This is a genomic window from Mesorhizobium sp. M7A.F.Ca.AU.002.02.1.1, from assembly GCF_003998535.1.
Classification (GTDB): domain Bacteria; phylum Pseudomonadota; class Alphaproteobacteria; order Rhizobiales; family Rhizobiaceae; genus Mesorhizobium; species Mesorhizobium ciceri.
Genome location: NZ_RZPB01001458.1, coordinates 1 through 529, shown reverse-complemented (window position 1 = coordinate 529; position 529 = coordinate 1). Strand labels below are relative to the sequence as shown.

The following is a 529-nucleotide window of genomic DNA, read 5'->3' as shown; positions in this document are numbered from 1 at the left end:
TCCATATGCAGGCCGAGCGCCTCGCCGGTGACCGCGCCAAGCCCGGTGACGACGTTGAGCACACCGGCGGGCAAGCCGGCCTCGCTTGCCAGTTCGGCCAGCCGCAGCAGCGTCAGCGAGGCGATCTCCGGCGGCTTGACCACCACGCAATTGCCGGCGGCAAGTGCAGGCGCGATCTTCCAGGCACCGATCATCAGCGGGAAATTCCACGGCACGATGACGCCGACGACGCCGAGCGGCTCCTTGTGGATCAGTCCGAGCACATTCTCGGCCGTCGGCGCTATCTCGCCATAGACCTTGTCGATGGCCTCGGCATAGTAGCGGATGGTGCCTGCCGCCGACAGCGGTTCTGCCTTGTAGGCCATGCCGATCTCGGTGCCGTTGTCGCGCACACCGAGCACGGCGAGCTCATCGGCGTGTTTCTCGACCAGCTCGGCGAATTTCGTCAGCACCTTCTTGCGAAAGGCGGGGGTGGCGCGCGACCACCAGCCCTTCTCGAACGCCCTGCGCGGCGACTTCACGGCGCGGT

At 66.7% G+C, this 529-nt stretch carries 1 protein-coding gene; it reads right to left on the bottom strand.

Annotated elements, in window-relative coordinates; all coding sequences use genetic code 11:
- On the bottom strand, positions 1-529 hold a 529-nt coding region (locus EN879_RS38355; RefSeq protein ID WP_127274830.1), incomplete at both ends, for an aldehyde dehydrogenase family protein.